Below are 16629 nucleotides of genomic sequence, written 5' to 3'. Positions count from 1 at the left end.
AGCTAATAAAAAGAAATGCCCCCTAGAATGAAAAAATACGCTATTCTTTCTGTAGAATCATAGGAAAGGATGGCGTTTTTTATGTCTGTTTCTGTGTATGACGAATTACAACTATTTGCTCAAGAGATTCAAAGTTTTTTATCTCCAAATACCTTACGGGATCTTGCTAGAGATGTTGGCTTTGTACAACGAACCAGTAAGTACCAAGCAAAAGATTTAGTAGCTTTATGTGTATGGTTGAGTCAAAATGTAGCTATGACTTCTTTAACTCAGTTATCTAGCTGTTTAGAAGCATCAACAGAAGTACTCATCAGTCCTGAGGGACTGAATCAGCGGTTTAATAAGGCGGCCGTCCAACTTTTACAACACCTACTAGTCGAACTACTAAGCAAAAAATTGGCCGCATCTATGCCGATTTCTTCTCCATACACTTCTGTTTTCAAGCGTATTCGTATTTTAGATTCAACTGCATTTCAACTTCCAGATCTTTTTTCGTTTGTTTATCCAGGTGCAGGAGGATGCAGCCATACAGCGGGAGTAAAGATTCAGCTTGAGTATGATTTATTAAGTGGACAGTTCCTTCATATTCATACAGGTCCAGGTAAACAACATGATCGAACCTACGGTTCCCTGTGTGCCCCAACTGTAACAGCGAATGATTTATGTATCCGAGATTTAGGTTATTTCCATTTGAAAGATCTTCAACATATACAAGATAAAAAGGCTTATTATATCTCACGTATCAAATCGAATACACGTATTTATCAAAAAAATCCTAATCCTGATTATTTTCAAGATGGCAGAATCAAGAAAGGTACAGAGTATATCCAGATAGATATGGAGGTTTTAATGAACTCTCTTCAACCAGGACAAACATATGAAATATCCAACGCTTATGTAGGAATGACGGATAAAGTCCCAACTCGTGTGATTATTCATCGACTAACAAAAGAACAACAACAAAAACGATTACAAGATCAAACTGTAAGAGAAAAAAAGAAAGGAATGAAGTATTCTGCTCGTAGTAAACGACTTAGCGGTATCAATGTATATATGACAAATACCTCTAAAGATATTGTCCCGATGGGGCAGGTGCATGATTGGTATTCTTTACGTTGGCAAATCGAGATTTTATTTAAAACGTGGAAATCATTCTTTCATATTCATCATTGTAAAAAGATAAAACGAGAACGATTGGAATGCCATTTGTATGGAAAACTGATTGCCATTCTACTCTGTTCTTCTACCATGTTTCAAATGCGGCAATTACTTCTTATGAAAAAGAAACGAGAACTGAGTGAATATAAGGCCATATATATGATTAAAGATTACTTTCTTCTTCTTTTCCAAGCTATACAGAAAGACACCCAAGAGCTATCAAAGATTCTAATTCGCCTGTTCAACCTCCTACAGCAAAACGGGAGAAAATCTCATCGATATGAGAAGAAAACAGTCTTTGATATATTAGGTGTCGTTTACAATTGTACCATGTCTGATAATCAAGCGGCTTAATTCAAAAAAATGAAACCCGTTAGGGTTTATTTTTGTTAACTATAGAATATAAGCTTTCCTATTTGACATATTCAAATAGGATTTCAATATATATTTTTTTAGAGGTATGTTGAAGTGAATTTTGATATTCTTGAGTTATACCAATATGCTTTTCTACCAATTTTTAAAAGACACATAAAGAAACGATAACCCGTGCTTGACATTTTCTTTTACGTTAAATCATTCTTGCCTCATGTGCAAGTGATTCTAAAATAAAGGTATTAAAAGACTTTAGGCTAACTAAATAGTGTGAAAATAAGTGTAGGAGGAGAGTGAGAGTAATAAGGTTCTGGTGCAAGAAATCTATAAAACTTGAACATACTGATACTAGTACTCTAGAAAGGATGTAATCAGTGTGGAAAAGCAAAATCTATTCAAGTGGAAAGATTATCAACCAGATATTATTCTATTAACCACGAGATGGTACCTACGGTACAATCTAAGTTTCCGTGATTTGGTGGAAATGATGGAGGAACGAGGCTTATCTATAGCACACACAACCATTATGCGTTGGGTACATCAATATGGTCTTGAGTTGGATAAGCGAATTCGACGTTACCTCAAACAAACGAATGAATCATGAAGAGTGAACGAAACGTACATCAAAGTAAAAGGACAATGGATGTATTTGTATCATGCAGTCGATTCAGATGGGAATACTATTGACTTTTTATTTAGTAAAACGAGAGATGTCAAAGTAGCTAAGCGCTTCTTGAAAAAATCCAGCCTCTCGTAAGGCGATTGTCATGAGAGGATAACCGTATTCCTTGTGTTTTATGTGAATTGCTTGAATCTGTTCATGCAATGTATTATCCTTTTTGACTACATGTTGAACGCCACTTATAGTAGCTAGAGCGATTTAACTGCGCAATGACGACAAGCCAGGTTACTTTGTACCGAGAACGTAGTTCTTCAATAATCTCGTACTTAGCCGTTTGAGCAAGAACATCTCCTATAGATTTGGATACTGCTTTTTTAAGTAAGTCACTTGCGCCTTGTAGTATTCCAACTCTTCTTCCATACTATCGAACTTCGTACGAGGACGACCTTTTAAGAGGTTTTTTTAAGCCGTTATTACCACCATTTTTTGCCCCCGCAAGTCTGAAATATCACCTATTTTTTGATATTTCCGGACCCAATTCATTAACTGTGTTCTACTTCTAAGCTTATATTTCTTCGCTATAGCTGATTGGCTACCCTCACCATTTAAATAATTTTTTACAACTTGTATCTTTAATTTATCTGAATAAGTTTGAAATTTATCCCCTTTTTTAACCATAATAAAATCCCCTTCAAGTAAAAGTGTAACATCCATGTGTATTCATGGTCTTTTTACACTGTCTACCTTAAGGGGATAATATCAACCAGTCAGTTCAAAATCAGAATAAATTCATTCATCAAGTATTTGATCTTATAGTATAAGGGGAGATCCCGTTAGAGATTTATTGTTGTTTTTGTTCTTTATTATATATTTACACCAGAATCTAGTAGACCCTTTATTTTTATTTTGCATCAACAACATCCATAAATTTAAGAGTAATCCTGTTATAAAAAGCATCTGTACATATAATAGAACAATTCAATGGATCAATATCAGTCACGGTCATGTAGTTAGTAAGCAGATAGCCATCTTCGTAATATGTAATCAATATTTCTTCTTCGGAAAGCAATGAGCATAATAATAAGTTTTCAATAAGTTCTTTTTCTTCTGGTGTTAATATTGGACGCGTTATTTTATTTTTTTCTTTAATGATCTCACGGATACCAGCAAATTGTTCCGGCATCGCAGCAAATGGAGTCCATTTTACCATTCCTCTTCCTTTTGGCATATTAGTGTTGTTCATGATTTATGTCCTCCTAACAATGTGTTTCTATATCTTGCTGTAGCACTATTTGTATAAGAAACTCCTCGTAATATGCTGTTCTTGCCAAATTTAGTGCGTATTTCATCCATCACCTTAGTTAATTTTATTTCTTTTTCCCGTTGCATGATGTTATCGAAAAGAGAGATTTGTTCTTCGCCTTCATTGATTAAGTTGGTTAAAGAAACATTAATTGATCTAATGGGTTCACCTGTATATAACTCATGTAAAAAGTATGTACATATTCGATAAATATCCATTGTTAAATTGGTAGGTCGGTTTAAAGTGTGAGTTTTCCTGAAACCGCCAGCATAATTTTTACTATAACCAATAGAAAATTGTATGGTTTGAGCAAGTTTATTATGTCTTCTTAGCCGATAACAAACTTCCTCGATATGTTCCAGAAGGATAATCGGAAATTCTTCTATTGTGTAATTACGCATGAGTATTTGACTTTTACCAATTGAAGTTGTTGCTGGTATGTATTTTTCTGCAATGCGGCTAAAATCAATACCGTTGCTATGTAAGTGTAATTCTTCGCCCAAAATTCCAAAACTTTGTTTTAAGTATTTGAGCGGGTATTGCGCTAAGTCTCCAATTGAATGTATTCCTTTTCGATTTAACTTAACTTCTGTTTTACTCGAAATTCCCCAAAACTTACTAAGTGGTCGTATCGGCCATAATTTTATGGGGACATCTTCGTACTTCCAATATGCGACGCAGTCTTTTGTCTTCTTCGCTTCCACATCTAAAGCGATCTTGCTCATTAAAGGATTAGGTCCAATCCCAATCGTGCATTCAATTCTTGTTTTCTCATATATTTCACGTTTGAATTTCAGCGCAAATTCATAAGGTTCATTCGCAAACAGATGGATACTATTTGTAATATCCATAAAGAATTCATCGATGCTGTATTGGTGAAAATCTTCAATAGGAACATATTGTAGAGCTAATTTCGTTATGTAATTTGAGCATTTTATATAAGTTCCCATGATTGGATTTACCACAAGAATGTCTTTACGCCGTGGTATTTCGTACAACCTTGCCATTTTTTTAACGCCTAATGCCTTTAGTGGTGGTGTTGCAGCCAAAACAATAGAGCCATTTCTGTTCACATCTCCTACTACAGCTAATTTGGTATGTAGTGGGTCTAATCCCATCTTGATGCAACTAACTGAAGCATAAAAGCTTCGAAGATCTACACATAAAACAATTCGATTCGGCAAAATTGAGTAGTCATACACCTTTACGCCTCCTTAACGATAAGAACATCTGTTCTTATTATACACGAATATACGTTCTCTTATGAAGGGGTTTTTATAAAAAAATAAAACTGACTCTAGTTAGCCAGTTTTTACATATCCCAAAAGTCGGTAGATTTAACGTTTGGTTTTATTTGCCTAATAACTTTTAAAATCTTTTTCATTACAGTTGGACTAGGTATGTATTCTTTATCATTGCACGCCTTTGAAACTGTAGGACGACTTAATTTCGCGATCTTTTCTAAATCATTTTGGGTGAAGCCATTCCGATCTAAAAAATCACCTAATTTCGTTCGGTTTTTCCCTCCGAATTTCCAAAACACTTAAATCCCTCCTGAACCTATTTTCAACATTGTGGACATAAATGTAAAAAACTATTCGCATAGACGGCAAAAGTTTTTTACATAATGTACAAGCTGTCCACAATATGATGTATCAAAGCAGCTACCACGGTATTTATTAAGGTAGAAGAATACGAGGTTACCAAAGTAAGTTGCGAATGATTACCATAGTATTTATCAAGATTTCTACCAAGGTAAAACTACCACGGTATTAAGTAGATGAAGCTATGTAATATCTACATTCTAAATTCTGTTTATAAAGGGGGCATTTAAATGCGTGCTAGGAAAGAAACAATTCCTTTTCGCAAGTTTATGGATCGGTCATACAAAGATAAAGAAAAGAAAATTCGTAAATACAATTCATTAAGTCCTTTCGCATTCCTTCATATGTCGGATCAGGTATTACATACTTACATTGCATTAGGAGTTATGGGAACGATTTTAATCGGAGCAGTCATGTTAGAAAAATACTTGGTGCGACATGACTATATATCAGCAGCTAAATTTGTAAGTGAAGGTATTTATCACGGAACGCGAATTGGTGGAGTTTGTTTGATTGGATATGTATTTGTTCGTATCGTAATCATGTTTTAAGGAGGGAAGGGAGTAATGGGGATTATAAAGGAGTGGGTTCGTACGCAAAGGTTAAGGAATCAGCTTATGGAGGTGTTCGGAAAAGCAGGTTTATATACGGAACATCAAACGCGTGGGGGAAAAGTGCCTATTTATCCAAAGGTACATAATGTTTCTTCTTCAGCAGAAAGCGTGAGGTATGTTTTTACCATACCAAACGGATTAGATCCACAGAAGATTGAAAAGAAGTGGTTTTGTTTTCAGCAAATATTAGGACGGAATCTTACGATTGAAGGGGATGTGAAAAAGTTTGTACTACATGTATTCCGTTCAGATGCTGGACTAAAACCATACAATTACTGTTATAAAGAATGGCAGCCCTTATTAAAAGGGTACCGTCTTCCTGTTGTGGTTGGCCGGGATCAATTTGGAAAAACGATTACGTACGATATGGTTGATTCCAATACACCACACTTATTAATAGCAGGTGAAACGGGAAGCGGGAAAAGTAGTATGGTACGTGTTGTACTATCCACACTCATTCAATATATGTCTCCTGATACGTTGCATTTGTATCTTGGAGATTTAAAAAACTCTGAATTTCATTTCTTGCGAAGAGTGAAGCATGTAAAAGAAGTTTGTATGGAAGAAATTGAAATGAAAATAATGCTTCAAAAGATGTGGAAGGAAATTAGAGAACGAAGAAAACTTATGGAAGAATATGAGGTTGATCATATTGATGCGTACAACAAGTTAAATCCAGATCATCAAAAACCATATATTCTACTTGCTATTGATGAAGTGGCCATGCTAAAAGATGAAAAAGAGTGTATGACTACAATTGAAAAGATTTCAGCAGTCGGCCGATCACTTGGGGTGTTTCTTATGCTTAGTATGCAGCGGCCAGATGCGAAAGTGTTGGATGGTAAGTTAAAGCTAAATATGACCGTTAGAATCGGCTTTAAATGTGATAGTGCAATTAATAGTAATATCATGGGTACTCCTGGTTCAGAGCATTTAGAGCAATCTGGCCAAATGATTTTAAAACGAAATGGATTAAAGAAAGTGCAAGCTCCTTATTTGGAATTAAGTAAGGCGAAACAAATTGTTGAACCGTATCGCATGTCTAAAGGAGAGAGGATACTCCATAATTCTTTGCAGGAAGAAATGCCGCTATTTGGGGTGTTAGATGATGAAGAGTAGAGATAAAGGAATCCTGAATGATTTGAATCGATTTAGATGCATGTCCCGTGACGATATTATTGACTTGCATTTTCAAGGCTTAAAGAATGCGGTAACTTGTTGTAATACGGTTATGAAACGATTAAGAAGAGACGGCTATGTTGATGCTAACGTATTGCAGCACCCATACATTTATTTTCCACAACCCAGTTCTATCAGAAAAACGAGTCAAAAAATTCCTCATTTCCTTGGTATTGTGGACGTATACAAACAACTCGTTCATTATGAAAATCCTAAACTATTCCAAGTTGAACCAAAGTATAGGAAAGAATATATGGAGCCGGATGCTTTTACAATATGGCGTAGATCGCCATTCTTTATTGAAGTTCAAAAGTCAGTGTACAGTAAAAAGCTAATGCAAGATAAGATAAATAGATATGAGTTATACTTCCATAACCAAGAATGGCATAATGAATATTGGCAACCGAAAGCTTCTAAATTCTTTCCTTCAATCCTTATCATTACTGACAAACATTACGACGTTCAATCTCCTTATTTCCGTATATTCCAGGCGAATTCTATAGAAAATTTTATGAATAATTTAACAGTGAAATCATAAAGAAAGCCTGCATAGTGCAGAGCTTTTTTCTTTTTGATAATCTATTAAGCCGTTTGTGATGCTGATTGTTAGAAGGTGGTAAATCTTCTTCTGGAATGATATCTCCATAATTAATAATTTGTACAATAACCTCTCCATTATCACTATATCCATTCATATCAACAAGTTGTCCCACATATCCGTTTGTACCAATATCTTTTTAAAGTACTCTAAAAAATGTACTTTATCTTATCTTTATCTTATCTTTATCTTATCTTTACTTTATTTTTAAATTTCTATATTAAACTTTAAACCTAAAGGAAATGAATTTGAGTCTAAAAAGGGGCAGGGAAATAGATGATTATTACATCTTTTGTAAATAACCAACCACCATTGAAAAATGGAATTTCTTATACGAGGAGGAATATATGAAGAATACGAGTAAAAAACAAATTATTATATTATTCTTTATTAGTATTTTAGGTTTAGGAACAATGCTTGGAATACTATATTTTAATCATAAAACTAATATTCAACAAAATAAAGCGCTCGCTACCGAAAAACGTGTATTGCAATATGAGCCTACCTTGAAAAAAGAATTAGAAAAATATAATTTAGGAGGGAAAACAGCAGTTTTATTAGGAATTATGTACCAAGAGAGTAGAGGTGAGGGAAACGACCCTATGCAGTCATCTGAATCACTTGGATTAAAGCCAAATGAAATTCAAGAGACAAGCTTGAGCATTAAACAAGGGGTAAAACACTTTGCTAAAATGTACAAATATGGAACGGAAAAAGATGTTAGCATGGATACAATTATTCAAAGCTATAATATGGGGCCAGGGTATATTGATTTTATTGCTAGTCAAGAAGTTAAACAACACTCGGAAGATTCGGCCAAAAAGTTTTCTAAGATGAAAGTTAATCAAAACCCAGCGATGTACACTTGTGGTGGAAATAAAAATAATTTTAGGTATCCATATTGTTATGGTGATTTCACATATGCCACAAAGGTGAATGAAAAAACAATACTTATTGAAGAACTTCTTCGAAATGTACATGACTCTTCTAAATAAGCTGTATAATGATACCGTCGGTTTTGGTGCAAAAATAGAATAAAAGATAATAAAGCGCATAGATTCCTAACGGAATCGTATCTTATGCCGCAAGCCCAAACAATTGATGGATGAATTCTTTTTGATTTTGGACAGACTGGTCCCGTAAATCAACCTGTTCTTTTTTAATCATATGCATGACTTCTACTCCAGAAAGAATGGATGTAGCTGTGTCAAAACATTTGAACCCTAGCATAGAACGAATTCGCTTCTTTATAAAACGATGATCTTGTTCTACTATGTTATTCAAGTACTTTTGTTGTCTAAGTCGCATACCACCAGGTATGCTTTTTTCTTTTTTCAACTGTTCAATTGCAATAGGATAAGCTGGATTTTTATCGACTGTTATAACAGGAGGTTTTGAAACATGAAAAGACTGCAAGGCCTTCTTGAAAAAGTGCTTTGCAGCCTTCTGGTCTCTTGTTTTGCTTAGGTAAAAATCGATTGTATTTCCTTTTGAATCAACAGCACGATACAGGTACATCCATTGCCCTTTTACTTTGATATATGTTTCATCGACTCTCCAGGAGTCATTTGTTTGTTTAAGGTGACGTCGGATTCGTTTGTCCAATTCAGGACCGTACTGATGAACCCAACGCATAATCGTTGTATGAGAAATGGATAAGCCCCGTTCCTCCATCATTTCCACTAAATCACGAAAACTGAGGTTGTACCGTAGGTACCCTCTTACCGTTAACAAAATAATATCAGGCTGATAATGTTTCCATTTGAATACATATTCCTTTTCCATACCAATCACGCACCTTCTTTAGATTAGTAGTATCAGTATGTCCAAGATTTGTAGATTTATTGCAATTGTCCTGAAGTTTTTGCACCAGAACCTCTTTTAAGGCAGCCATGTTGAATCCTCCAATTATTAATTGTTTAATATAATGAAAAAAGGACAAACCTAGTCCTGTTAGGGATATATAGGTTTGTCCTTTAGTATGTGGGGTAATGATATGTTTAATTACCATTATTATAACTGAATTTACAAATATTTTCAATTAGGTCTGACATCGTATTAACAGGCATACTAGTAATATTAAAATCTATTATAAATATATATCTTATATATTAAAAAGAAATAAAGATAAAACTTTTATAGGTTATCAAAAATAGGGAATAGACTTACTCCCACAAGGGAAAATTTGATATAAGAGCATAAAAAATCATAAATTGTAGAAAATGTTTCCGTAGATTCAAGGATTAATAGACTTTCAATTCTACAAAAAAGCATAAAGAAAATTATATGTTTCTACATGAAATCGGAAAGAAATTGATACAGATTACATTATATTTATTCAACCATGTAAACAGGGCGGATTTTCATTATTTTGGTAAATGGAGTAGTATTCATCGAAGAAATATCCACAATTTGTCCAGATAAAGCTGCTATTTGTTAACATTATTCAGTATTTACACATAATCCACACTATTATTGATGATTTTTATTAGATGGATTGAACGGCACTAGTATTTTCAAGGCTATTGGGAAAATATTATTCACATTTGATCATATTTGTCCTCATATCCACTGTTTTTTATAATTTTCCTTCCGATTTTTTGTAGGTATAGTAGGATAGGTTTTACTTCAGAAGAAGAATACTCCCTAGTGTTATGTGGAGAGTTATGTATAGATAGAAGAAAATTTGTATAGAAGTGCATAAAAAAAGACTCCATTTTACATGAAGTCCTTCTGATTTGGTATTTATAAATAGAGTATTAGAAAAGGGTTACTAATAAAACAAACACGAATAGCCCTCTACTTTCGATTTTTTCAAAAATAGAGAGCTCGTTGCTATTATTTTATTTCCATTGCGGTTAGCACCTGATCTGGAGCTGTTATTGTTACATCAGCACGTACTAAACGTTCGAATGTCCGCATAAACTCTAGTAAATTAAACTGTTTTGGTAGCTCAATAACACGAAGTTTTTCTTGTGGCAGCTTATCAATTGCCTCGATAAACCATTCACGTACATCACTTGGAATCGTGCGTTCTTTATGGCCACGAACTTTTAATTTTTCACGCATTTCAATTTCTAAAGCGATATATGCATGGAGATTCACTCCCTGATCATATGCATATTTTCTAAATAACGTTTCTTCCTGGTATTTTAGGTAATTACGGTGATAAGATTCTTCCGTCACTGGTACCGCAAACTTCTGCTTTAGTAGTGCATGCACATTTTTAAACATCTTCTTAATGTTGCGAAGAGAGTACATGGAATAATGTAGACCAAAATTAAAGACAGCTTGTTCACGGTCACTATTTCTCTCTTTTGGTACATGTTGCACAATAAGAGGGTAGATGCCTTCTTTCGCCGCAGTATCAAGAATTTGATATTGAGATGTTTGATGCAATAATTTTTTCAATGTATATACAATTTTCGTTGGATATCCTTCTTTTCGATCAACCATGTCACGAAGTCCACGAATCACACCACGAATTTGACGATGACAAGTATGCTTTAAAACATGAACGAATTTATTCATGTCTGAAGACAGTTCACCGATATTCATTTCTTGTAGGACCGATTCAATAAATTTCGCTTTACGAGCATAGGTAGCTTTTGGTGTAAATGGATCCCTGTGTTGCTCTTCTCCAGATTCTTTCGTACATAAGAAGTCTGAATGGATAGATAGATATAAGGTTGTATATCGTTTTGTATGCTTTACACCTTTTTGCATTTTGCAAATTTTGAATAGGGGATTCTCCGTACACGGTAATGCAGTTGTTAATTCTTCGATAACCGCACGGATCTGGTGCGGATATTTTTTATGTAAGAAACGATACATCCCACCAAAGTGAGTTTTGTTACCTCTTTCATCCTGCTTGTCCAAAGAACGCTTTAACGTTGTTTCTGTATGTTGTTGCATAGCAATGTCTAAGAATAGTTTCTTAGCTGCTACAGATAGCTTGAAGAAAGCCTTTGTAAATACAACAGGACTAATATATACGTATGGATTTGTCTTTTCTGTTTCTTCATTCATAAAATGAGTAAGTTTGATTGTATAGCGGCCATCTACGCCATTTTCGATAGCGATTATGTTATGTATGCTTAATTTCTTTAGAGCGATATAGAATTGTGAGTGCTGGATATAAGCAAATTCTTCTTTATATTGCTTGTAATCTTCCCACATCATATGTATCGTTACATTTGGAATGACACCATTTGTATAACATTTCTTATGTAGATATAAGAACACTTCAAGATCTGCATTCGTAATACCATATAATTTATGTTTTCTTCCTGTTTTCTCTGCAAGTGCAGACATTGCACGACGTGAAAAAGATGGTTTAGCTTGTTCGACAAAGCCTTCTACATCCGCAATACGTTCTTCGTATGTCATGTGCTGCAGAATATCTTCTAAATATGTATCTTTATAGCTGTAGTACTTCTTTTCAAATGCTTCTACAAACTTTTGCCAAGACTTTAGTGTTACTAAAACTGCATTTGTTGTTTCACCATTTAAGCTACGCTGATTTTGAATAATAAATGATTTCCCCATCTTTTTCACCTCCGTTCTACAAATTCAGAAATATATGCTAAAAGACTATAAAATATACCAATTATGATTATAGCAAATCGAAAAATGGTGAAAGGTGCTCCTTTAAGAAGAAAAATAGCAACTTGCAACAGCCTCTAAAGGCAAGTGTATCAAGGGATTGGAGAATTCTACTGATTTTTTTTGTGTTAAGGATACCGCAAACGTGTTGCAAGTTGAATTATATGTAAATGAATAAGTAAAGAAACACCTAACCCCTTGATATATAAGGGATTTAAGTGGAAATGCCAAAAAAATAAGGGTAAGGATACCGCAAACATGTTGCAAGTTAAGAAGTACGCCTATTAACCGTAAATTATACCGATTATCGTTGATATGATAGGTTTTATTAGAGTTTTATGAATTGCGATAGGGTAAGGATACCGCAAACAGTGTTGCATCTTATGAAAAAATAAGGGTAAGGATACCGCAAACGTGTTGCAAGTTGAGTTATATGTAAATGAATAAGTAAAAAACATCTAATCCCTTGATATATAAGAGATTCGAGTGAAAATGCCAAAAAAGTTAGGGGAAGGATACCGCAAATATGTTGCGTTTTATTTGTATAACTTGTTGTAAATATAAAAAACACACTTAAAAATTTTAAACTAGAACGATTTTGTGTGTAATGTATTAGGTTGAGAAAAGATTGTACTGTTGCAAGTTGGACGAAGTAGGGTAAGGATACCGCAAACGTGTTGCAAGTTGTAGAGTTAAGGAAAGAAAAGCGCAAAAGGAATGCAAGTAAAGAGGAATAGGGAAAAGAAAGAGCAAACGTGTTGCAAGTTGTAGAGTTAAGGAAAGAAAAGCGCAAAAGGAATGCAAGTAAAGAGGAATAGGGAAAAGAAAGAGCAAACGTGTTGCAAGTTGTAGAGTTAAGGAAAGAAAAGCGCAAAAGGAATGCAAGTAAAGAGGAATAGGGAAAAGAAAGAGCAAACGTGTTGCAAGTTGTAGAGTTAAGGAAAGAAAAGCGCAAAAGGAATGCAAGTAAAGAGGAATAGGGAAAAGAAAGAGTAAACATGTTGCAAGTTGTAGAGTTAAGGAAAGAAAAGCGCAAAAGGAATGCAAGTAAAGAGGAATAGGGAAAAGAAAGAGCAAACATGTTGCAAGTTGTAGAGTTAAGGAGAAGAAACAGCAAAACCTTTTAATTATCTGTTACAATAAATTAAATATAATAGTAGTAAAGATTTTTATGATGAAAACTACTTTGTTGTGATCCATGGTTTAGGGAGGAATATAAAGTGGATAACTTATTACAAATGTTCCGAGATGCATTGCTAATCTCTGAGCCAATTTATAAAACGAATGAGCCATTATGGAATAAATGGAATGCATACTTTAAAGATGTTAAAAACAATAATAATAAAGTACTAACCTCACCCTATGCTTCTCCATCATTTACTGCATTAGTATCTTGGTTAGAGAAAAAGCAAGAGTCCGGAGTTACATTAGTACAAATTTATGCAAAAATTGATTCTTATAAGGAAGAAATATATAAAGAAATTGAAGGATTTATAGAAAAAGAATTTCAAGATGTAGGACCTTCAAATTCCATAATATTAGAAAATGATCAAAATATAGATAAGACAAATATAGTGAACCATGAGGATTATTACGAAGTAAATAATTCTGCTGTTTATTATAAACTAAGAGATGGAATTGCAAAGAATCAATTTGAAGAAGATGAAAAAAGTAAAGTCCTACAGTATCCCATTGAAACGAAGTCTTCTAATGGTGTAGCTCAACTTTCTTCACACAAAGACGAGGATTTAAGACTTACAAACACTGAAGAATCAGCTCGATGGAATACCCTTGTTGATGATGTAATGAGTAATATGGATGATTTAACGGCAGACTGTTTAGATGCAATTACAATACAGTGGATAAATGAGGCAAAATCTCCAGATGAATTCATTGATTTTTCATATGAGCAAGTTTTAGAGATGTGCAATATTCCAAAGACAGTCGTCAAAAATAAAGAATATTATCGAGCGGAAGATAAAATTAAAATAGCAAAGAGAATTGCGGCTTTAGCAAGTATTTTTATCTATTTAAATGATGATAATGAGGTCGTAGTACTAAACGATCGTGATGACGATGGAGAACGAGTAGAATTAAAGCGTGAGGTTATTAAAAGGTTATTTGTTTTAGATTCGGTTGTATTGTGGAGACATAGTGTTACAAACGAATATATGGGGATTGAATCTTGTCGTATTAAGCCAGGTAGTTTTTTAACGAATTATTTATACGGATCAAATAATACAACAGCATTATTGTCAAAAAAAGCACTTGAATACAATAGTTATAGACATAAATATCATAAAAGGTTAATTCGATATTTAACATGGCAATGGAGAATTAGACAAATGTATTCATCATTGAAAAAGCCATATTCTATAGGAGGGGACAAGGGTTTACTATCAGTAATGGATATTCCAAAAGATTGGAAGCCGAATCGTATTAGAGAACAGTTAGAAAATGTTCTAATGGATTTAGAAAATGAAAAAGTAATCTCTCATTGGCAGTATAGTGATCCTCTGGATGAACAACAAATTGGGAAACGTAACTGGTTTAAAAATTATTACTCTAACTTAGGAATAACTATTTTACCGCCTGAGGAAATGTTACAGTCAATGGATAGGGGAATAGGAAAGAAAGTTATAGAGGAACCACAAGAACAATTACCTGTAGTGACAGTTGTTGAAGAAGTTAAAGAGACTGTAGAACCAGTCGAACAAAGAGAGAAGAAAATCCGTGATCAAATATTGAAAGTGCATAATGAAAAACATGTAAGTATTCGAGAAATAGCTGATGAAGTTAGTATTTCTCCATCGACGTTATCTAGATTTTGTAATCATAAAACAAAACGATTGTCTAAAAAAGCATTAGAAAAGTTAACGAAATGGTGTGAGAGACAAGAAATACTAGAAAAAATGTAATGTAGACTAAAAACTACTCTTAGAAATAGAGAAAATGAAAATACACATACATTATGTATGTGTATTTTACAGAGTGTTGGGAAACCCTTTAGGGTTCCCAACACTCTGGCATCTTTTTTGGTTTTAGTGAAAGAAAACAACATAAAATAATAAAATTTAGAAAAATAGCCCTCCACCAACCCCTTTTTGGTTAAGTGGAGGGCTATTTTTTCATGTTTTGACAAGCGGCGGTGAGGTAAGCCTGCATTTGGACAGACTTCAGCCCTCGAAACCGAGCGTATCGATAGCCATGTAGTTCTTTAGCGTCTGCAAAGCTTCGCTCTATAGTTGAACAGCGTACTCCATATGGAGAACCAGTAAAAGTAAATGCTATGGTTAATAATAATCTGTATTCTCCTGTGACAGAACAAGTTCGTGCTAGTCGTGCCATTGAAAATATACGTTTTCTTTCTGAAAAAATTGGTCCACGGCCAAGTGGAACTATGCAAGAACATAGAGCAGCTAAATACATTGGAGATACATTGCAGAAATTAGGGTATGAGGTTGAATATCAAGCACTTCCTGTACCTGATCAATATATTGGAAGTATTTCTTTTAGTATGTATGGGGAAAAAGATTGGCAGGTTGGGGCAGCATCTAATGCATTTATATCTAAAAATCCAGTGGTTGGCTCGGTAGTTTTTATAGGAAAAGAGACCAATATTAATAGTTTATCTGAGTCAATCCATGGGAAAATAGTATTATTAGAACAAGCCGATACTATTGAAAAATATAATGAACAGGTTGAGCATGTAGCGATAAAGGGAGCAAAAGGTGTGTTGTTATATAGTACGATTGGGGATAGAGGGAACTATGGAGAAGCTTTTAATCCAGTTTTAAAAAAGAAACAATCGATACCTGTATTTGGACTTGCCTATAATCAGTGGATTAGAATGAAAGAAAAATTATTACATAATCAAAATGTAGTCAGTTTAAAGGCAAAGCAAGAAGTAAATTTACGCTCATTAAATGTTATTGCGAAAAAAAAGCCTAAACATACGACAGGTGATGAGGAAGTAGCAATAATGAGTGCTCATTATGATAGTGTTATCGGGGCACCTGGAGCAAACGATAATGCTTCTGGAGTAGGGCTTTTATTAGAGTTGGCTTACAATTTTAAGGATATAGAGACTAATAAAGAAATTCAATTTATTGCTTTTGGAGCGGAAGAAAATGAATCTTTAGGAGCTTATCATTATGTTAATCAGTTATCTGATAAAGACAAAACACGTATTCGAGGAGTGTTTAATGCAGATATGATTGCAACAAGTTATCATCAGGCTAAGGATTTATATGCAATGACGTTAGATGGCTCTCAAAATGAAGTAACAAATACTGCTGTAGCTACTAGTAAAGAATTGGGGAAATCGGTTGTATTAACTGGAAAGTTTGATTCTAGTGATCATGTACCATTTAATCAAGCTGGAATTCCCTCTGCTTTATTTATTTGGATGGATGTAGAGAGTTGGGATCCTCTTATTTATCATGTTGAAAGGGTTTTCCATACACCTCAAGATACCGTATTAGAAAACATCTCGGCTCAACGTATGCAAGATGCACTGGAGATTATTGGTACGAGTTTATATTATTTTATCAAAAGATAAGTATTTTTATGAA

The 16629-nt window shown here is 34.1% G+C and carries 15 protein-coding genes and 2 pseudogenes; 8 read left to right on the top strand and 9 right to left on the bottom strand.

The genetic code is table 11. The features are described from left to right. Positions 1-81: 81 nt before the first annotated feature. On the top strand, positions 82-1512 hold the full coding sequence (locus tag JFU23_RS29485; RefSeq protein WP_201033469.1) for an IS4 family transposase: 1431 nt from the start codon (positions 82-84) through the stop codon (positions 1510-1512). A gap of 394 nt (positions 1513-1906) precedes the next feature. Beyond that, positions 1907-2275 (top strand): annotated as a pseudogene (locus tag JFU23_RS29480) (IS6 family transposase); the annotation flags it as partial. A 339-nt stretch (positions 2276-2614) separates the two neighbouring features. Here JFU23_RS29480 and JFU23_RS29475 read toward each other — a convergent pair. The 4 genes from JFU23_RS29475 to JFU23_RS29460 form a co-directional block, all read right to left on the bottom strand. After that, a complete protein-coding gene (locus tag JFU23_RS29475) occupies positions 2615-2830 on the bottom strand; it encodes a transposase (RefSeq protein WP_242483563.1) in 216 nt (71 codons plus the stop codon). 223 nt (positions 2831-3053) lie between these two features. After that, a complete protein-coding gene (locus tag JFU23_RS29470; protein ID WP_002144322.1) occupies positions 3054-3395 on the bottom strand; it encodes a YolD-like family protein in 342 nt (113 codons plus the stop codon). Beyond that, positions 3392-4657 carry a Y-family DNA polymerase gene (locus tag JFU23_RS29465; protein WP_201033467.1) on the bottom strand — a complete coding sequence of 422 codons (1266 nt, stop codon included), beginning with the start codon at positions 4655-4657 and terminating at the stop codon, positions 3392-3394. Before JFU23_RS29465 ends, JFU23_RS29470 begins: the two co-directional genes overlap by 4 nt. A 110-nt stretch (positions 4658-4767) precedes the next feature. Beyond that, complete coding sequence (locus tag JFU23_RS29460) at positions 4768-4998, bottom strand: helix-turn-helix domain-containing protein (protein ID WP_201033466.1); 231 nt, start codon at positions 4996-4998, stop codon at positions 4768-4770. Positions 4999-5289: 291 nt separating this feature from the next. On the opposite strand from JFU23_RS29460, the gene JFU23_RS29455 reads away from it, so the two are divergent. The 3 genes from JFU23_RS29455 to JFU23_RS29445 are packed head-to-tail and all read left to right on the top strand — an operon-like array spanning position 5290 to position 7390. Further along, positions 5290-5610 carry a hypothetical protein gene (locus JFU23_RS29455; RefSeq protein ID WP_002203240.1) on the top strand — a complete coding sequence of 107 codons (321 nt, stop codon included), beginning with the start codon at positions 5290-5292 and terminating at the stop codon, positions 5608-5610. 15 nt (positions 5611-5625) lie between these two features. Further along, a complete protein-coding gene (locus tag JFU23_RS29450) occupies positions 5626-6792 on the top strand; it encodes an FtsK/SpoIIIE domain-containing protein (protein ID WP_201033465.1) in 1167 nt (388 codons plus the stop codon). Positions 6793-6814: 22 nt separating this feature from the next. Continuing rightward, positions 6815-7390 (top strand): replication-relaxation family protein, encoded by a 576-nt coding sequence (locus tag JFU23_RS29445; protein WP_201033545.1) that lies wholly within the window; start codon positions 6815-6817, stop codon positions 7388-7390. Here JFU23_RS29445 and JFU23_RS30355 read toward each other — a convergent pair. Then, positions 7362-7565, bottom strand: coding sequence for a hypothetical protein (locus tag JFU23_RS30355; protein ID WP_207200027.1), 204 nt, complete (start codon positions 7563-7565; stop codon positions 7362-7364). The two genes, JFU23_RS29445 and JFU23_RS30355, sit on opposite strands and share 29 nt — an antisense overlap. Positions 7566-7797: 232 nt before the next feature. Between JFU23_RS30355 and JFU23_RS29440 the strand changes: the two genes are divergently transcribed. After that, positions 7798-8445 (top strand): lysozyme family protein, encoded by a 648-nt coding sequence (locus tag JFU23_RS29440; protein ID WP_002144315.1) that lies wholly within the window; start codon positions 7798-7800, stop codon positions 8443-8445. A gap of 82 nt (positions 8446-8527) precedes the next feature. Here JFU23_RS29440 and JFU23_RS29435 read toward each other — a convergent pair whose 3' ends face one another. The 3 genes from JFU23_RS29435 to JFU23_RS29425 form a co-directional block, all read right to left on the bottom strand. After that, positions 8528-9235, bottom strand: coding sequence for an IS6 family transposase (locus JFU23_RS29435; RefSeq protein WP_201033464.1), 708 nt, complete (start codon positions 9233-9235; stop codon positions 8528-8530). Next, positions 9192-9344: a hypothetical protein gene (locus JFU23_RS29430; protein ID WP_193339773.1), complete on the bottom strand. Its 153-nt coding sequence runs from the start codon at positions 9342-9344 to the stop codon at positions 9192-9194. The genes JFU23_RS29435 and JFU23_RS29430 overlap by 44 nt, the downstream gene beginning before the upstream one ends. 944 nt (positions 9345-10288) lie before the next feature. Beyond that, a complete protein-coding gene (locus JFU23_RS29425; RefSeq protein WP_201033463.1) occupies positions 10289-11998 on the bottom strand; it encodes a hypothetical protein in 1710 nt (569 codons plus the stop codon). Positions 11999-13275: 1277 nt separating this feature from the next. Between JFU23_RS29425 and JFU23_RS29420 the strand changes: the two genes are divergently transcribed. After that, a complete protein-coding gene (locus JFU23_RS29420; protein WP_201033462.1) occupies positions 13276-14973 on the top strand; it encodes a helix-turn-helix domain-containing protein in 1698 nt (565 codons plus the stop codon). 205 nt (positions 14974-15178) lie between these two features. Here the strand turns inward: JFU23_RS29420 and JFU23_RS29415 are convergent. Then, a pseudogene (locus tag JFU23_RS29415) lies at positions 15179-15319 on the bottom strand (transposase); the annotation flags it as partial. On the opposite strand from JFU23_RS29415, the gene JFU23_RS29410 reads away from it, so the two are divergent. Next, positions 15297-16616 carry a M28 family metallopeptidase gene (locus JFU23_RS29410; RefSeq protein ID WP_374101408.1) on the top strand — a complete coding sequence of 440 codons (1320 nt, stop codon included), beginning with the start codon at positions 15297-15299 and terminating at the stop codon, positions 16614-16616. The pseudogene JFU23_RS29415 and the gene JFU23_RS29410 sit on opposite strands and share 23 nt — an antisense overlap. Positions 16617-16629 lie beyond the last annotated feature (13 nt).

It is taken from the genome of Bacillus sp. TH50 (assembly GCF_016650565.1).
In the GTDB taxonomy this organism is placed as follows: domain Bacteria; phylum Bacillota; class Bacilli; order Bacillales; family Bacillaceae_G; genus Bacillus_A; species Bacillus_A mycoides.
The sequence above is the reverse complement of the archived record's forward strand: the minus strand, read 5'-3'. Positions and strand labels throughout refer to the sequence as shown.

Coding starts and splice junctions, on each gene's coding strand:
- JFU23_RS29440 (WP_002144315.1), top strand. CDS start 7,798: ATGAAGAATACGAGTAAAAAACAAATTATTATATTATTCTTTATTAGT.
- JFU23_RS29430 (WP_193339773.1), bottom strand. CDS start 9,344: ATGGCTGCCTTAAAAGAGGTTCTGGTGCAAAAACTTCAGGACAATTGC.
- JFU23_RS29475 (WP_242483563.1), bottom strand. CDS start 2,830: ATGGTTAAAAAAGGGGATAAATTTCAAACTTATTCAGATAAATTAAAG.
- JFU23_RS29455 (WP_002203240.1), top strand. CDS start 5,290: ATGCGTGCTAGGAAAGAAACAATTCCTTTTCGCAAGTTTATGGATCGG.
- JFU23_RS29425 (WP_201033463.1), bottom strand. CDS start 11,998: ATGGGGAAATCATTTATTATTCAAAATCAGCGTAGCTTAAATGGTGAA.
- JFU23_RS29485 (WP_201033469.1), top strand. CDS start 82: ATGTCTGTTTCTGTGTATGACGAATTACAACTATTTGCTCAAGAGATT.
- JFU23_RS29470 (WP_002144322.1), bottom strand. CDS start 3,395: ATGAACAACACTAATATGCCAAAAGGAAGAGGAATGGTAAAATGGACT.
- JFU23_RS29435 (WP_201033464.1), bottom strand. CDS start 9,235: ATGGAAAAGGAATATGTATTCAAATGGAAACATTATCAGCCTGATATT.
- JFU23_RS29450 (WP_201033465.1), top strand. CDS start 5,626: ATGGGGATTATAAAGGAGTGGGTTCGTACGCAAAGGTTAAGGAATCAG.